The organism is Mycobacterium sp. AMU20-3851 (assembly GCF_043974665.1).
Classification (GTDB): domain Bacteria; phylum Actinomycetota; class Actinomycetes; order Mycobacteriales; family Mycobacteriaceae; genus Mycobacterium.
The window spans coordinates 3,802,153-3,818,021 of sequence record NZ_CP146371.1 but is presented as its reverse complement, the minus strand read 5'-3'; the positions used below and the strand labels follow the sequence as shown (position 1 = coordinate 3,818,021).

Annotated in this window: 13 protein-coding genes; 9 read left to right on the top strand and 4 right to left on the bottom strand. The window is 68.4% G+C overall.

Annotated features, from left to right (window positions below):
* Positions 1-251: 251 nt before the first annotated feature.
* The 7 genes from V4U86_RS18385 (at position 252) to V4U86_RS18355 (ending at position 9,308) form a co-directional block, all read left to right on the top strand.
* Positions 252-1,388 carry a nitrate/nitrite transporter gene (locus tag V4U86_RS18385; protein ID WP_395312106.1) on the top strand — a complete coding sequence of 379 codons (1,137 nt, stop codon included), beginning with the start codon at positions 252-254 and terminating at the stop codon, positions 1,386-1,388.
* Entirely contained in the window at positions 1,385-5,065 is a 3,681-nt protein-coding gene (locus V4U86_RS18380) for a nitrate reductase subunit alpha (RefSeq protein ID WP_395307377.1), read from the top strand. The genes V4U86_RS18385 and V4U86_RS18380 overlap by 4 nt, the downstream gene beginning before the upstream one ends.
* Complete coding sequence (gene narH, locus V4U86_RS18375; RefSeq protein ID WP_395307376.1) at positions 5,062-6,708, top strand: nitrate reductase subunit beta; 1,647 nt, start codon at positions 5,062-5,064, stop codon at positions 6,706-6,708. Before V4U86_RS18380 ends, narH begins: the two co-directional genes overlap by 4 nt.
* The gene (gene narJ, locus V4U86_RS18370) at positions 6,705-7,349 is read left to right on the top strand and encodes a nitrate reductase molybdenum cofactor assembly chaperone (protein ID WP_395307375.1); all 645 of its coding nucleotides are present in this window, start codon (positions 6,705-6,707) and stop codon (positions 7,347-7,349) included. The genes narH and narJ overlap by 4 nt, the downstream gene beginning before the upstream one ends.
* A gap of 1 nt (position 7,350) precedes the next feature.
* Positions 7,351-8,079, top strand: a complete 729-nt coding sequence (gene narI, locus V4U86_RS18365) for a respiratory nitrate reductase subunit gamma (protein ID WP_395307374.1) — start codon at positions 7,351-7,353, stop codon at positions 8,077-8,079.
* Positions 8,080-8,187: 108 nt separating this feature from the next.
* On the top strand, positions 8,188-8,616 hold the full coding sequence (locus V4U86_RS18360) for a pyridoxamine 5'-phosphate oxidase family protein (RefSeq protein ID WP_395307373.1): 429 nt from the start codon (positions 8,188-8,190) through the stop codon (positions 8,614-8,616).
* A gap of 29 nt (positions 8,617-8,645) precedes the next feature.
* Positions 8,646-9,308, top strand: a complete 663-nt coding sequence (locus V4U86_RS18355; RefSeq protein WP_395312105.1) for a response regulator — start codon at positions 8,646-8,648, stop codon at positions 9,306-9,308.
* On the opposite strand, the gene V4U86_RS18350 is transcribed toward V4U86_RS18355, so the two are convergent.
* Together V4U86_RS18350 and V4U86_RS18345 are read right to left on the bottom strand one after the other, a co-directional pair.
* Positions 9,273-10,259: an Acg family FMN-binding oxidoreductase gene (locus V4U86_RS18350; RefSeq protein ID WP_395307372.1), complete on the bottom strand. Its 987-nt coding sequence runs from the start codon at positions 10,257-10,259 to the stop codon at positions 9,273-9,275. The two genes, V4U86_RS18355 and V4U86_RS18350, sit on opposite strands and share 36 nt — an antisense overlap.
* A gap of 60 nt (positions 10,260-10,319) precedes the next feature.
* Positions 10,320-11,864, bottom strand: a complete 1,545-nt coding sequence (locus V4U86_RS18345; protein ID WP_395307371.1) for a molybdopterin-dependent oxidoreductase — start codon at positions 11,862-11,864, stop codon at positions 10,320-10,322.
* A 98-nt stretch (positions 11,865-11,962) separates the two neighbouring features.
* Here V4U86_RS18345 and V4U86_RS18340 point away from each other — a divergent pair, with 98 nt between their 5' ends.
* Positions 11,963-12,730, top strand: a complete 768-nt coding sequence (locus V4U86_RS18340) for an SDR family NAD(P)-dependent oxidoreductase (protein WP_395307370.1) — start codon at positions 11,963-11,965, stop codon at positions 12,728-12,730.
* Positions 12,731-12,785: 55 nt separating this feature from the next.
* On the opposite strand, the gene V4U86_RS18335 is transcribed toward V4U86_RS18340, so the two are convergent.
* The gene (locus V4U86_RS18335) at positions 12,786-13,553 is read right to left on the bottom strand and encodes a sulfite exporter TauE/SafE family protein (RefSeq protein WP_395307369.1); all 768 of its coding nucleotides are present in this window, start codon (positions 13,551-13,553) and stop codon (positions 12,786-12,788) included.
* 169 nt (positions 13,554-13,722) lie between these two features.
* Between V4U86_RS18335 and V4U86_RS18330 the strand changes: the two genes are divergently transcribed.
* Positions 13,723-14,202, top strand: coding sequence for a homocitrate synthase (locus V4U86_RS18330; RefSeq protein ID WP_395307368.1), 480 nt, complete (start codon positions 13,723-13,725; stop codon positions 14,200-14,202).
* 126 nt (positions 14,203-14,328) lie between these two features.
* On the opposite strand, the gene V4U86_RS18325 is transcribed toward V4U86_RS18330, so the two are convergent.
* Positions 14,329-15,840 carry a cytochrome P450 gene (locus V4U86_RS18325; RefSeq protein ID WP_395307367.1) on the bottom strand — a complete coding sequence of 504 codons (1,512 nt, stop codon included), beginning with the start codon at positions 15,838-15,840 and terminating at the stop codon, positions 14,329-14,331.
* Between the last annotated feature and the right edge of the window lie 29 nt (positions 15,841-15,869).

Genomic DNA, 15,869 nt, shown 5'->3' with positions numbered 1-15,869 from the left:
GGAATTCGCTGAGCCGGCCGCAGTAACACCTCGACAGGGCGGGGACAGCGGGCGGGTCGCCACAGCAAATCTCTGGTGTTTCGCTGTGCAGCAGAACACCGGGAAGATGCCCAAAACCCTACTGAGCTGCCGTTTCGGGTGGTTCGCTAGAACGTGTGAAAGCGGCGATCGAGCCGACCACCGGCTCCACGCGTACGGCGAACCTCGGGCTCGCCACCTGGGTCTCGGCCATCAACTTCTGGGCCTGGAACATGATCGGCCCGCTGTCGACCACCTATGCCGGCGATATGCGGCTGTCGAGCACCGAGGCCTCGATGCTCGTCGCGACACCCATTCTGGTCGGTTCGCTCGGCCGTGTGGTGGTGGGATCACTCACCGACCGGTTCGGCGGCCGCACCATGTTCATCGCGGTCTCACTGGCCTCGATCCCACCGGTGCTCGCGGTCGGGGCGGCCGGTGCGGCCGGTGCGGCGGGCTCCTACCCGCTGCTGCTGGTCTGCGGGTTCTTCCTCGGCATCGCCGGCACCATCTTCGCGGTCGGTATACCGTTCGCCAACAACTGGTATGAACCCGCCCGCCGCGGCTTCGCCACCGGCGTGTTCGGCATGGGCATGGTCGGCACCGCGCTGTCGGCGTTCTTCACACCCCGGTTGGTCGGCTGGTTCGGGCTGTTCAGCACGCACGTGATCGTGGCGGCAGCACTGGGACTGACCGCGCTGCTGTGCATCGTCGTCATGCGGGACTCGGCGGCGTTCCACCCCAACACCGACCCGGTGCTGCCCAAACTGAAGGTCGCGCTCAAACTCCCCGTCACCTGGGAGATGTCGTTCCTCTACGCCGTCGTATTCGGCGGGTTCGTCGCGTTCAGCAACTATCTGCCGACCTACATCAAGACCATCTACGACTTCTCGGCCGTCGACGCCGGTGCGCGCACGGCCGGGTTCGCGGTGGCCGCGGTCCTGGCCCGGCCGATAGGCGGCGCGTTGTCGGACCGGGTGCCGCCCAAGTACGTGGTGCTGACCTCGTTCGGCGGCACCGCCGTGCTGGCCGGTATCGCGATACTGCAGCCGCCGCCGGATCTCTGGTCGGCACTGACGTTCATCTCCCTGGCGGTCTTCCTGGGGATCGGGACCGGCGGGGTCTTCGCCTGGGTGGCGCGCCGCTCACCGGCCCGATCGGTGGGGTCGGTCACCGGAATCGTCTCCGCGGCAGGCGGTCTGGGTGGGTACTTTCCGCCGCTGGTGATGGGCTCCACCTACGACTCCGTCGACAACGACTACTCGATCGGCCTGGCGCTGCTGGTGGCGACGGCGCTGATCGCGCTGCTGTTCACCGCCCTGCGATTACACGCCCACGAACCGAAACCGGCCGAGGGGAGCCCGTCGTGACCAAACCGCGCACCGGTGGTGTCGTCGAGGAACTCCTCACCCGCAGCGGCCGGTTCTTCACGCCCGGAACGTTTTCCGATGACCTGCGCACCGTCAGCCGCAGCGGCGGCCGCGAGGGCGACATCTTCTATCGTGACCGCTGGAGCCACGACAAGGTGGTGCGGTCCACCCACGGCGTCAACTGCACCGGGTCGTGCTCGTGGAAGATCTACGTCAAGGACGGCATCATCACCTGGGAGACCCAGGAAACCGACTACCCCTCGGTGGGCGGGGACCGTCCGGAGTACGAACCCCGCGGGTGCCCACGCGGTGCGGCGTTCTCCTGGTACACATACTCACCCACCCGGGTCCGGTACCCGTACGCCCGCGGCGTGCTCGTCGAGATGTACCGGGAGGCCAAGGCGCGTGTGCGGGACCCGGTGTTGGCCTGGGCCGACATCCAGGCCGACCCGCAGCGCCGCCGGCGCTACCAGCAGGCCCGCGGCAAGGGCGGTCTGGTGCGGGTGAGTTGGGCCGAGGCCGCAGAGATGATCGCGGCCGCACATGTGCACACGATCAAGACCTACGGCCCGGACCGGGTGGCCGGGTTCTCGCCGATCCCGGCGATGTCGATGGTGTCGTTCGCGGCAGGCTCCCGGTTCATCGAGCTGCTCGGTGGCGTGATGACCTCGTTCTACGACTGGTACGCGGATCTTCCGGTGGCCTCCCCGCAGGTGTTCGGTGACCAGACCGATGTGCCCGAATCCGGGGACTGGTGGGACGCGGCCTATCTGATGATGTGGGGCTCCAATGTGCCGGTCACCCGCACACCGGACGCACACTGGATGGCCGAGGTGCGCTATCGCGGCACCAAGGTGGTCAGCGTCAGCCCCGACTATGCCGACAACACCAAGTTCGCCGACGAGTGGATGCCCTGCGCGGCCGGCACCGACGGGGCGCTGGCGATGGCGATGGGTCACGTGATCCTGTCAGAATGCTTTGTGCACAAACGTGTCCCGTTCTTCGTGGACTACGTGCGCAAGTTCACCGACCTGCCGTTCCTGATCAAGCTGGAGCAACGGGACGGCTTCCTGGTACCGGGTAAGAACCTCACCGCCGCCGACCTGGGCCACGACACCGAGAACGCGGCGTTCAAGCCGGCGCTGCTGGACGGCGCCAGCGACGCCGTCGCGGTCCCGCCCGGTTCACTGGGATTCCGGTACGGCGACAGCGGTGTCGGCAACTGGAACCTGGACCTGGAGAACCTGGAACCCGCCCTGACGGTGGCCGCCGAGGGTGGCGAGACCGCGACGGTGCGGCTGCCCCGGTTCGACACCGCCGACGGGCACGGCGAGACGATGGAACGCGGTGTCCCGGTGCGACGTGTCGGTGCGCACCGGGTGTGCACGGTGTTCGATCTGATGCTGGCCCAGTACGGGGTGGCCCGACCCGGACTGCCGGGGCACTGGCCGAGCGGTTACGACGACGCCGAGCAGCCCTACACCCCGGCCTGGCAGGAGGAGATCACCGGTGTCTCGGCCGCCCAGGCCATCCGGGTGGCTCGCGAATTCGCCCGCAACGCCGAGGAATCCCACGGGCGGTCGATGATCATCATGGGTGCCGGCATCTGCCAGTGGTTCCACGGCGACGCGACCTATCGTGCCGTGCTGGCGCTGTTGCTGCTGACCGGATCGATGGGGCGCAACGGGGGCGGCTGGGCGCACTACGTCGGTCAGGAGAAGTGCCGGCCGGTCACCGGCTGGTCGACCATGGCGATGGGCACGGACTGGTCGCGGCCACCCCGCCAGATGGCCGGAACCTCCTATTGGTACGTGCACACCGATCAGTGGCGCTACGACGGATACCGCGCCGACGCGCTGGCCAGCCCGCTGGGCCGCGGCCGGTTCGCCGGCAAGCACACCATGGACGTGCTGACCGCGGCCACCGCCATGGGATGGAGCCCGTTCTTCCCACAGTTCGACCGGTCCAGCCTGGACGTGGCCGACGAGGCCAGGGCCGCCGGCCGCGAGGTGGCCGAGTATGTGGCCGACCAATTGGCCGGGGGCGGACTGAAATTGGCGGTCACCGACCCCGACGATCCGGCCAACTGGCCGCGGGTGCTCAGCGTCTGGCGGGCCAATCTGCTGGGCTCCTCGAGCAAGGGCAACGAGTACTTCCTGCGTCACCTGCTGGGGACCACCTCCAACGTGCAGGCGCAGCCCGCCGCGGTGCGGCCCGCGAGCGTCACCCTCAGCCACGACATCCCGGAGGGCAAGCTCGACATGTTGATGTCGATCGACTTCCGGATGACCTCCACCACGCTGCTCTCGGATGTGGTGCTGCCGGCGGCGACCTGGTACGAGAAGGCCGACCTGTCCAGCACCGACATGCACCCCTACCTCCACGCGTTCAGCCCGGCGGTGGACCCACCCTGGGAAACACGTTCGGATTTCGACGCCTTCGGCGCGATCGCGCGGGTGTTCAGCACGCTGGCGGCCGAACATCTGGGCGTACGCACCGACGTCGTGCTCGGCACGCTGCAGCACGATACGCCCGGGGCAATGGCCTATCCGTCCGGGACCGAACACGATTGGCGGGTCACCGGAGAGGTACCGGTGCCGGGTAAGACCATGGGGCCGTTGACGGTGGTGGAACGGGATTACGGCGCGATCGCCGAGAAGTGGGCGGCGCTGGGCCCTCTCGTCGACACGTTGGGGGTGACCACCAAGGGGGTGACGACCCATCCCGACGATGAGGTGCGGGAGCTGGCCGCCAAGTTCGGTGTGATGGATTCCGGTGCCGCAGCCGGCCGGCCGGCCGTCACCACGGCCGAACGGATGGCCGACGTGATCCTCGCGTTGTCGGGTACCTCCAACGGGCGGCTGGCGGTGGAGGGGTTCCGGGCCCTGGAACGGCGGGTCGGCCGCAGGCTGACCCATCTGGCCGCAGGTAGCGAGGAGCGTCGGATCACCTTCGCCGACACCCAGGCCCGGCCGGTGCCGGTGATCACCAGCCCGGAGTGGTCGGGCAGCGAGACCGGCGGCCGACGCTACGCCCCGTTCACCGTCAACATCGAGGAACTCAAACCGTTCCACACCCTCACCGGCCGGATGCATTTCTACGTTGACCACGACTGGCTGGAGGAGCTCGGCGAGCAGCTGCCGGTCTACCGTCCGCCGCTGGACATGGCGCGACTGTTCGGGGAACCGCAGCTGGGCGGGCAGGGTGCCGGCGGGCTGGGCCTCACGGTCCGCTACCTGACCCCGCATTCGAAGTGGTCGATCCACTCCGAATACCAGGACAACCTGTTCATGCTGTCGTTGTCTCGGGGCGGCCCCACCATGTGGATGAGTCCGGTTGATGCGGACAAGATCTCGGTGCGGGACAACGACTGGGTGGAGGCGGTGAACCGCAACGGTGTCCTGGTGTGCCGTGCGATCGTAAGCCACCGGATGCCCGAGGGTGTGGTGTACGTCTACCACGCCCAGGAGCGCACCATCGACGTGCCGTTGACCGAGACCACCGGAACCCGGGGCGGGATCCACAATTCGCTGACCCGGTTGCTGATCAAACCCAGCCACCTGGCCGGCGGCTACGCCCAGCACAGCTTCGCCTTCAACTATCTCGGCCCGACCGGTAATCAACGCGACGAGGTGACCATGGTGCGCAGACGGTCACAGGAGGTGCGCTACCAGTGAAAGTCATGGCGCAGCTGGCGATGGTGATGAACCTCGACAAATGCATCGGCTGCCACACCTGCTCGGTCACCTGCAAACAGGCCTGGACGAACCGGGCCGGCACCGAGTACGTCTGGTTCAACAACGTCGAAACCCGCCCGGGGCAGGGCTATCCGCGCACCTACGAGGATCAGGACCGTTGGCGCGGGGGCTGGATACGGGACCGAAGGGGCCGGCTCCGGTTGCGCGACGGCGGCCGGTTGTCCAAGCTGGCCCGCATCTTCGCCAACCCGAAGATGCCCTCGATCGACGACTACTACGAGCCCTGGACCTACGACTACGAGAACCTCACCTCGGCACCGTTGGGTGAGCACATCCCGGTCGCCCCACCACGCAGCCTGATCACCGGTGAGCCGACCAAGGTGGCCTGGTCGGCGGCCTGGGACGACGATCTGGGCGGCTCGCCGGAGATCCTGCCCGGCGACCCGGTGCTCAAGCAGGTCAGCGAACGCGTCCGGCTGGAACTCGAGCAGACCTTCATGTTCTACCTGCCGCGCATCTGCGAGCACTGCCTGAATCCGTCGTGCGTGGCGTCCTGCCCGTCCGGGGCGATGTACAAGCGCGCCGAGGACGGCATCGTGCTCGTCGACCAGGACAGGTGCCGCGGCTGGCGCATGTGTGTATCCGGATGCCCTTACAAGAAGGTGTATTTCAACCACAAGACGGGCAAGGCCGAGAAGTGCACCATGTGCTATCCGCGGATCGAGGTCGGGCTGCCGACGGTGTGCTCGGAGACCTGCGTCGGGCGCCTGCGGTACCTGGGCCTGGTGCTCTATGACGTGGAACGGGTGACCGAGGCCGCCTCGGTGCCCGACGACAAGGACCTCTACGAGGCGCACCGGCGGATCCTGCTGGATCCCTCGGATCCCGCGGTGATCGCCGCGGCCCGTGCCGAGGGTATTTCCGACGAGTGGATCGAGGCCGCCCAGCGTTCGCCGGTATACAAACTGATCCACACCTATGGCGTTGCGCTGCCGTTGCATCCGGAGTACCGCACGGTGCCGATGGTGTGGTACATCCCGCCGCTGTCCCCGGTGGTGGACGCTGTCAGCCGGGATGGTCACGACGGCGAGGACATCGGCAACCTGTTCGGTGCGTTGGAGGCCCTGCGGATACCGATCGAGTACCTGGCCGGGTTGTTCACCGCCGGGGACGCCGATGTGGTGGCCGGGGTGCTGCGCCGGCTGGCCGCCATGCGATCCTATATGCGCGACATCAATCTGGGCCGGGAGACCCGGCCGGACATCCCGGCGGCCGTGGGGATGGGTGAAGAGCAGATGTATGAGATGTACCGGCTGTTGGCTCTCGCGAAATACGAAGAGCGCTATGTGATTCCGACGGCGTACGGTACCCAGGGCGGCGCGGCGGAGGAGCCCGGTTGCACCCTGGACTTCGACGGCGGGCCGGGAATGTACGAATCGGGACCATTCGGGGAGGCCAGCGGCGGGCCGGTACCGGTGGCGGTGGAGACCTTCCACGCGCTGCAGCACCGGCAGACCACCGAAGGGATGGCCGCCAATGCCGAACGGCCGTCCCGGGTGAACCTGCTGAACTGGGACGGGCGCGGAACGCCGTCGGGGATCTTCCCCGAGGACCGGCGATGAACCGGCGCGCCCGCGGTCGCGAGACCCTGCAGGACCGGCTGATCTGGCAGGCCGCCTCCCTGCTGTTGGCGTATCCGGACGGGCAGCGGACCGCGCGCCTGGACACCGTCGACACGCTGCTGGGACACCTGTCCGGCGGGCGGGGCGCGGCACTGCGCCGGACCGCCGCGGCGCTCCGCGAGCGTGACCTCCTGGCGGCGCAGCGCGACTACGTCGAAACCTTCGACCTGAGCCGGCGGCACACCATGCTGCTGACCTTCTGGACGGCCGGCGACACCCGTAACCGCGGTGTGCAGATGCTGGCCTTCGCGCAGGCCTACCGGGCCGCCGGGGTGCAACCGCCGCCCGTCGAGGCGCCCGATCACCTGCCGGTGGTGCTGGAATTCGCCGCCACCGTGGACCCCGACGCCGGGCGGCGCCTGCTCGTCGAGCACCGGGTGCCTATCGACGTGCTGCACCGGTCACTGGCCGACGCCGGATCCGTGTATGCCGATGCGCTGGCGGCGGTGAGTGCCACCCTGCCGGCCGCGGGCCCGGACACCGTGGCACGTCTGCTGGCCTCCGGGCCGCCATCGGAAACCGTTGGGCTGCAACCATTCCAGCTGACGGTGCCACCGCGTCGGGTCGGGGGAGGCGTCTGACATGTCGGGATGGGTGATTTTCTGGGACACGGTGCCCTACGTGACGCTGGCGATCGTCATCGTCGGCACCTGGTGGCGCTACCGCTACGACAAGTTCGGGTGGACCACCCGCTCATCGCAGCTCTACGAATCGCGGCTGCTGCGGATCGGCAGCCCGCTGTTCCACTTCGGCATCCTCGTCGTCTTCATCGGGCACGTCATCGGACTGGTGATCCCGGAGTCGTGGACCAGCATGGTCCTCAGCGACCACCTCTATCACCTGCAGGCCGTCATTCTGGGCGTGCTCGCCGGGGTGGCCACCCTGGTCGGTGCCGGGCTGCTGATCTACCGCCGGCGCACCCGGGGCCCGGTGTTCATGGCGACCACCGTCAACGACAAGGTGATGTACCTGGCACTGGTCGCGGCGATGGTCGCCGGCTTCGCCTGCACGCTGCTGGGTGCCACACCGACCGGGACCGAGCACGACTACCGGGAGACGGTCTCGCCGTGGTTCCGGTCGATCTGGATCCTGCAACCCCGCGGAGATCTGATGGTCGAGGCGCCGCTGCAGTTCCACATCCACGTCGTCATCGCGCTGGTGCTGTTCTGTCTGTGGCCGTTCACCCGGCTGGTGCACGTCTTCAGCGCCCCGATCGGCTACCTGTTCCGCCCCTACATCGTCTACCGCAGCCGCGATGTCGCGGCCGGTGGTGAATTGGTGGGGTCCCAGCCGCACCGGCGGGGGTGGTGAAATCTCCACATCGGGACCTTCGGCCCTGCCGCGCGCGGCGGCCGTCACGCAAACTCGAGGCGGGACCCGCGCCCGCGGGGCGTACGCCGCCAGGGAAAGGTGACGACGATGTCGCACGGCCAGCAGCTCGACGAACTCAATCGCAGGCAGTGCCTGGACAGGCTGGCGCAGGTCAGGGTCGGCAGGCTGGTGTTCACAGCGGACGCGCTGCCGGCGATCCAGCCGGTCAACTTCCGGTTGTGGCACGACGACGTGGTGATCCGGGTGGCCGGCGGAGCCAAGCTGGAGGCGGCCACCGCACATCAGGTGGTGGCATTCGAGGCCGACGACCTCGATCCCGACCTGCGCAACGGCTGGAGCGTCACCGTCGTCGGGCAGGCCGAACCGATCACCGAGATCGACGATCTGGTGGCGGTGGCCGGGACCTTCATCGAGCCGTGGGTGCAGGGGCGCCGTGAGCATTTCATCCGGATCCGCACCGACCGGATGACCGGACGGGAGTTCCGCGAGGACGCCGGGCCGCAGTATCGATCGTGACCGGCACCGGCCATGATGGGGGAATGCCCGTGGTGAAGGTATTCCTGGTCGACGATCACGAAGTGGTGCGCCGCGGGCTCATCGACCTGCTCGGTTCCGATCCCGATCTGGAGGTGGTCGGCGAGGCCGGCACGGTCGCCGAGGCGCTGACCAGGATTCCCGCCGCGCGGCCCGATGTGGCGGTGCTCGATGTGCGGCTGCCCGACGGCAACGGCATCGAACTGTGCCGCGATCTGCTCTCGGACCTGCCCGACCTGCGGTGCCTGATGCTGACCTCGTTCACCTCCGACGAGGCCATGCTGGATGCGATCCTGGCCGGGGCGAGCGGGTTCGTGATCAAGGACATCAAGGGCCTCGAACTCGCCCGGGCCATCAAGGATGTCGGAGCGGGACGATCGCTGCTGGACAACCGGGCCGCGGCCGCGTTGATGGCCAACCTGCGCGGCGCCGCGGAGAAGGACGACCCGTTGACCGGGCTGACCGAGCAGGAGAAGACCCTGCTGCATCTGCTGTCGGAGGGGCTGACCAACCGGCAGATCGCGGCCCGGATGTTCCTCGCGGAGAAGACGGTGAAGAACTACGTGTCGCGGTTGCTGGCCAAGCTCGGCATGCAACGCCGAACGCAGGCAGCGGTTTTCGCATCCAAGCTGGAGCAGTCAGCGCAACTGCGGGGACCCGGCGACGACCGCTGACAACGGCAACCGCGGTGTGGACGGTAGCGGGTCCGCGTTCACCGGCGCCCAACCCACCCGCAGCAGCATCTGCGGATGACCGCTGTCGCCGAACACGTCGTCGCGCACCGCGGCCCGGGTTTCGTCGATCTCCAGTGGCTCGGTGATCGGGCAACTGGCCAGCCCGAGCGTCGTCGCGGTGAGCAGCACCAGGCTGGTCGCCTCCCCGGCACGCAGCCTGGACAACGGGCTGTCGTCCTTGGTGCCCAGCGCCAGGACGGCAGCGGCATCCTGGTCCGGGGTGCCCTCGGCCGGTTGGGCCAGGACGGGCCCGGCGAACAGCCGTCCCGGGATGGGGGCCGCGGGATCGGACTTCGGGGTGTTGTGCGCGGGCACCCCGGCCAGCGAGGCGTAACGCCCACTCCAGGTGGACAGTTCGGCGAGGTACTCGCGATCGGTGGCGTGCCGCCAGACCGCGTCGGCAACGATCTGTTGAAGTTCGGGTAGCCGCTCGACCTGGCGCAGCATCACCCCGGCCCGGGCGGCGCGGACCCCCATCACGGCGATGTCGGCGTCGGGAACGCGCCAGGAGCTGAACATCCGGCGATCGGTGCGCCGCCGCGGAATCGCGGCCGCCAGCGGCACGTCCGAACCGGCGACCGAGCAGCGGCGCGCCGTGATGGTGGCCAGGTGCCGCGACCGCTGCGGATCGGGGAAGCGCTGCACCCGGGCGTGCCAGCCGTGGGCGGCCAGCGCGATCACGGCGTGATGCAGCGTGGCCCCGCAGCTGAGCAGCAGGTCGCGCGAATCCGGATCCGCCTGGCGAAGAGCACGTTCCGGGTCGGCGTGCAGTTCGATGTGGTCGGCGCCGACGCGCCACCGCCAGGGCTGCGAGTTGTGGATCGACGGAGCGCGGGTCGCCAACGACAGCACCGTCTCGAGGGTGTGCCGTTCGGGAAAGGTCGCGTCCATGTCCCCAGCCTGCGCCGGCGGGCGCCCACGCAACTAGTGCCGAAAGTCCTCAGCGGATGGCTAGACGACGGTGAAGTCCACGGAGTGCCAGCCGGTGGCGCCGTCGGGGACGACGCTGGCCCAATCGGAGGTCTGCACATAGCCGGTGTTGTCGGTGGCTCGGACCGTGATGGTGTGCCGGCCAGGGGATTCGGCTCGCCAGTCGAAACTCCACAACCGCCAGGTGTCGTCGGAATAGGCGGCGCCGAGGGTGGCCGGCTGCCACGAGCCCTCGTCGATGCGGACCTCGACCGCGCGGACACCACGAGGTTGCGCCCACGCCACCCCGCCGAACCGGACCGGTCCGACCGGGACATCCTGCCCGCTGCGGGGGACGTCGATACGGGACTGGGTTTTGATGGGGCCGCGTTCCGACCAGCCCAGCGGGGTCCAATAACCCTGCGCCTGATCGAATCTCGTCAACTCCAGATCGACCACCCACTTGGTGGCCGAGACGTAGCCGTAGAGGCCGGGCACCACGAGCCGGGCCGGGTAACCGTGCTCGATCGGCAATGGCTGCCCGTTCATCGTGATGGCCAGCAGCGAGTCCCGGTCGTCGGTCATCGCCTCGACCGGGGTACCCGCGGTGAACCCGTCGCTGGACTCGGACAACACCATGTCGGCGTCCGGGGAGACCCCGGCCGCGGCGAGCAGATCCCGGACGCGGTAGCCGCCCCACACCGCGTTGCCGACGAGGTCACCGCCGACCGGATTGGAGACACAGGCCAGCGTCACCATCTGCTCGACGAGTTCGAACTGTTCCAGATCGGCGAAACTGAAGGTCTTTTCGTGCTCGACCATCCCGTGGATGCGCAGTCTCCACGCATCCCGGGACAGCTGCGGCACGCTCAGCGCGGTGTCGATGCGGTAGAAATCCGCGTTGTCGGTGACGAAGGGGGGCACGTCCACCCCGGGAGGCTGGACGCCCGGCGGGGCCGGTGGGGCGGGCTTGGCCACCTGCGGCGGCGCGAAGGCCTGGCGGTCGTCGGCCACCGAGTGCACCCGGCGCGACCACATCGAGCCCACCGTCGCACCGAGCACACCCAAACCGAGCAGGCCGAGCGCGGCCAGTGACAGCCGGCGGCCGGGATCGGCCTCGGCCGCCTCATGCGCCGTCCCGTCGGTCAGCCGCCCGGAGGTCAAGAAACGCAGGGTGAGGACGCCACCGAGGCCTCCGACGGCGGTGGGGATCACGTCGACGGGCGCCGAACCGGAGCGGGACAGCACCGCGACGCAGCCGGCGATGGCGGCCGCGGCGATCAGCACGCTGCCGATGGGCAGACGGCGGCGTTCGAGCAGCCCGGCCACGGCGGCCAGTACGGCGATGACGAGCAGCACCATCACCGTCAGGAAGAGTTTGTCGGCGGTGCCGAAGGTCTGGATCGCCCATTCCTTGACCGGGCCGGGGGTCAGGTCGATGACCGTGGACCCGATCGCATTGCGGGCGTCGGCGGATGCGCCGAGGGGGACCGCCACCAGGGCGCTGAGGCCCAGGGTCACCGCCGCGGCGGCGATACCGCTGAGGATCCGGGTCGGCGCGGGGATGACCGGGGATGTGCGAACCACCAGTCCACGCTAGCCGAGGCAACGTGCCGAAAGGCTTACCGTAAAGTGACGATCGGTCGTAACGTTACATTTTCACCGCTTTATGGAAAGGGAGCTAGATGGAGATTTCGGGCAAGAAGGCCGTGGTTGTCGGCGGGGCATCCGGCTTCGGTCGGGCGACCGTCGAGTCGCTGGCCAAGCGGGGCGCGAGCGTCGCGATCCTCGACCGTCCGCAGTCCAAGGGCAAGGAGGTCGCCGACCAGGTCGGAGGCACCTTCTACGAGGTCGACATCACCGACTTCGACGGCACCGAGCGGGTGCTGGCCAAGGTCGTCGAGGACCTCGGTGGCCTGCACATCGCGGTGACCACCGCGGGCGGCGGCATCGGCGAGCGCACCGTCAAGAAGGACGGCCCGCACAGCCTGGACTCCTTCCGGCAGACGATCGACCTGAACCTGATCGGCACCTTTAACGTCAGCCGGCTGGCGGCGTGGCACATGAGCAAGAACGACCCGGTCGACGAGGAGGCCGAGGAGCGCGGCGTCATCATCAACACCGCCTCGATCGCCGCGTTCGAGGGCCAGATCGGCCAGGTCGCCTACACCGCATCCAAGGCCGCGATCGCCGGCATGTGCCTGACCATGGCCCGGGACCTGGGCAGCCTGGGGATCCGCGCGCTGGCCATTGCGCCGAGCCTGTTCGCGACCGGCCTGACCGAGGGCATCCCGGACGAGTTCGCCAGCGTGCTGACCAAGGACGCCGCCTTCCCGAAGCGTCTCGGCAAGCCGGAGGAGTACGCCAAGCTGGCCCTGGCCATCGTGGAGAACCCGATGCTCAACGGGCAGTGCCTGCGCCTGGACGCCGGGCAGCGTTTCGCCCCGAAGTAGTCGGTGATCTCGGCGCGTTCACGTTCACACAGCGGACGTGAACGCGCCGAAATCGTCAGGCGTAGGTGTCGAAGCCGAGCTTGACCGCCAGCGCCAGCCCGGCCAGCGAGACCGCCAGCCGCAGCGGGGTGGCCGGCGCGTGCCGCACCACGATGGGCCCGAGCCGGGCGCCGATCAGGCACCCGGCACCCATCACCGCGACGGCCGGCCAGTGCACCGATGCGGCAACGGTGAACACCACGGCCGCAACGCCATTGGCGACACCCAGCACCACGTTCTTGGTGGCGTTCGCCTCGGCGAAGGTCACCATCTCGGTGCGGGTGAAGACCGCCAACATCAACAGACCCGCTGCGGCACCGAAGAATCCGCCGTACACGCAGATCAGTCCGATCACCACGGCCTGGGTGATCCGGCGGGCCCGGGACAGCGGGCGGGCCCCGTCTCGACCCTTGGGCGCCACGATGGCCACCGAGGCGGCCGCCAGCAGCACCGGCACCGCATCCTCGAAACCGTCGTCGGGGATGGACAGCAGCAGCACCGCGCCGGCCAGACCGCCGAGCGCCCCCATCGGAATCAGCCGCCGCAGCCGCGGGCCCTGGCCGGTCAGTTCGGGCAGCGAGCCGCGCACCGACCCGACCCCGTTGAACACCAATGCCACCGTGTTCGTCACGTTCGCGGTCACCGGCGGCAGGCCGACCATCAGCAGGGCGGGATAGGTCGACACCGAGGCCAGACCGGCGATGCTGCCGGTCAGTCCGCCGCCGATGCCGGCGACGAACAGCAGTGCGATCTCCCACCAGGTCACCGGGACATCCTCATCCATCGATAATGAGTTGCACGCGACGGATGGACAGGACTAGCCTCGTCGTCGTGCATCACTTTGTCGTAGTAGCCAGTACCCGCAGCGGGGTCTGATCCAGACCGACCCCCCGCTGTGGGTCGGAAGCTACTACCCGTCGGTCGCTCCCTTTGAGCAGAGAAGACCGGCACACATGAACTCTCAGATCACCACCATCACAAGCCCCCGCTTCGCGGACTTCTTCGACGCGCCGTTGCCTCGCGGGCTGCGCGACCTGGCCGCGGAGATGTCCTGGGACGACGTCGCGGCGACCTTCGGATCCGCCATCGGGCCGGTGAGCCTGAAGCACTGGGAACAGGACGGGCCCACCCCGCACATCATCGGCGGCCGGCGCGGGACCACCTACCGGGCCACCATCGCCATCGGTGAGCGCGTCGCGATGTCCTCGGTCACGGCCGCCGGCCCGCTGGCCGCGCTCACCGCGATGCTGTACGAACACGGAATCGCCGTGGAAATGCTCAACTTTCACCAACTGCGGGCCGGCGGCCAGACGGCGACCTTCATCCGTGGCACCGACGGGGTGCGCACCGAGTGGGCCATCGGCTGGTCGGAGTGCCCGAACCAGTCGGCGCTGCGCGCCGTCATCGCCTGCGCGAACCGGGTGCACGGCTAGGTCTTACCCACGACAAGACGTGAATGGCCGCGAAACCATACGGTTTCGCGGCCATTCACGTTCCCCCGCAAGCGGGTGGGGGTACCTCCCTCTGGGGGCGTGCCCCCATGTCGCGCAGAAAGGGACCTAGCGGATCGGGCGCAGGGTGACCGGCATCCCGTCCATCGGGACCGGCATACCGGCGTAGTCCAGCTTCGCCTGGTATCCCGGGAAGGGCGGCTCCAGGCGGTACTTGCGCAGCAGCCGGTGCATGACGGTCTTGATCTCCAGCTGGCCGAAGACCATGCCGATGCACTTGTGCGCGCCGCCGCCGAACGGGGCGAAGGCATACCGGTGCTTCTTGTGCTCGTTGCGCGGCTCGGCGAAGCGGTCCGGGTCGAACTTCATCGGGTCGGTCCACAGTTCGGGCAGGTAGTGGTTCATCGACGGCCAGGTGACGACGTTGGTGTTGGCCGGGATGAAGTGGCCGAGCAGGTCGGTGTCACGCACGGTCTGGCGCACGTTGAACGGCAGCGGGGTGACCAGGCGCAGGGCCTCGTTGATCACCAGGTCGTAGGTTTCCAGCTTGTCCAGCGCCTCGATGTCGAGCGGGCCGTCACCGATACGGTCCGACTCCTCCCGGCAGCGCTCCTGCCATTCCGGGTTGGCGGCCAGGTGGTAGGCCATCGTGGTCAGCGTCGAGGTGGACGTGTCGTGGGCGGCCATCATCAGGAAGATCATGTGGTTGACGATGTCCTGGTCGCTGAACTTGTTGCCGTCCTCGTCGGCGGTCTGACAGAGCACCGTCAGCATGTCCGTGCCGTCGGTGCCGCGCTTCTCCTTGACCCGCTCTTCGAAGTAATTGTCGAGGACCTTGCGGGCCTCCAGTCCGCGCCACCACTTGAACGGCGGCACCCCGGTGCGGACGATGGCGCCGCCGGCCCGGGTGGTCATGGTGAACGCGTCATTGACCTTGGTGACGAGCTCCTTGTCGCTGCCCGGCTCGTGGCCCATGAACACCACCGAGGCGATGTCGAGGGTCAACTCCTTGACGGCCGGGTAGAACAGGAAGCGCGGGTCGTTCTCCACCCAGTCGTTGGCGATGACGGCCGAGGCCACCTTGTCGATGTGCTCGACGTAGCCGGTGAGCCGGCTGCGGGTGAAGGCCTCCTGCATGATCCGGCGGTGGAACATGTGTTCCTCGAAGTCGAGCATCATCAGGCCGCGGTTGAAGAACGGCCCGATGACCGGGTCCCAGCCCTTCTGCGAGAAATCCTTGTTGCGGTTGGAGAACACCGCCTGGGTGGCATCCGGGCCGAGCGCCACCACCGCGGGCAGGGCGGGGGAGTACGCGTAATGCAGCGGGCCGAACTTGCGGTACACCTCCAGCTGGTAGTCCGGACCGCTGCGGAACGTCTCGATCATGTGACCGAGGATCGGTAGACCGGAATCGCCCATGACGGGTTTGAGCCCGCTGCCGGCCGGCGGTTCGGCCAGCTTGAACTGCTTGAACGTGTGCTGGCGCAGCCGCTGCTCGACAGCGCCCATCCCCGGCATGTTGTTCAGCGTGGGCGTGAGCTTGCGCTTGGCCTGATCGAGCAGATAGGCCGGCGTGCTGATGGCGGGCTTGCTGTTGGTCGACGTGGTGGTGCTCGGCACTGGTGGGCTCCTCAACAGTGTGGTGCGAC